Annotated in this window: 1 protein-coding gene; it reads right to left on the reverse strand. The window is 68.2% G+C overall.

The annotated features are described in order from the left end of the window. Positions 1-24: 24 nt before the first annotated feature. The coding region (locus FCN22_RS21490) for a tyrosine-type recombinase/integrase (RefSeq protein ID WP_137123602.1) at positions 25-1,009 on the reverse strand (985 nt) is incomplete at its 5' end.

The following is a 1,009-nucleotide window of genomic DNA, read 5'->3' on the forward strand; positions in this document are numbered from 1 at the left end:
AGATCCCGCCGATGGCCGCCTACTTCACGAAGCCCCGCCGTTGGACCTCAAACCCCACCACCCCAAGGGACTCTCCTTCATGTCGAGGGTGGCGAACGCGTAGAACGCCGAAGTGGTGGAGGTGTTCTCGTGGCCGAGCAGGCGCATGATGATCGGCAGCGGGATCCCTTGCTGGTAAAGGTCCATGGCCTTGGTCTTGCGCAGCATGTGGCAGTGGATGTTCTCCGGCACGCTGGGGCAGGTCGCTCGGGCCGTGTCGGCCGCGGTCTTGAGCACCGCGGCGACGGTGTCGGTCGACAGCCGGCTCGGTCGCCCGTCGTGCCGGCTGTAGAACACCGGCCGGGTCGCGGGCAGCCGGGCGTGGTTCGGGTGGAACTCGTCCAGGTAGACGCGCAGGTGCTCGATCGTCTTGCTGGTGAGCGGCACGGTGCGGGTCTTGTTCCGTTTCCCGGTCAGGGCCACGTGTCCGGGCGGGGTCAGGGCCAGGTCGGCCAGGGTCAGGCCGGTGATCTCGCCGACCCGGGCGGCGGTGTCGTAGAGCAGGATCAGCAGCATCCGGTTGCGGCGGGACTTGGCGGTGCCGCCGGCGTGCGCGGCCAGCACGGCCCGGATCTGGGGCCCGGTGAGGTATTCGATCGGTGTCTTCGGGCTGGCCGGTGCCCGCAGCGTCTTGGCAGCCTGGCTGAGCGCCATCAGGGTGATGTCCTCGCTGGCGCTGTAGGCCAGGAACGTCTTGACCGCGGTCAGCCGCAGCGTGATCGTGCGGGGCGCGTAGCCGCGCTGTTCGCGCATCCAGGTCAGCCAGGCCTTCAGGTGGGCCCGGTCGAACTGGTCGAAGCTGACCTGGGCACGGTCGATGCCCTCGGCCTCGGCCAGATAGCCCAGGAAGCAGTTCAGGCTGATCCGGTAGGCCTGGATCGTCTTCGGCGACAGGGCCTTGCCCCCAATTTGTAGACACGGGGGTGGATTACGCTGCCGCCGGAAGTGTAGCGGCGTGTGCTGCCTCGTA

It is taken from the genome of Segeticoccus rhizosphaerae, from assembly GCF_005222685.1.
Lineage (GTDB): Bacteria > Actinomycetota > Actinomycetes > Actinomycetales > Dermatophilaceae > Segeticoccus > Segeticoccus rhizosphaerae.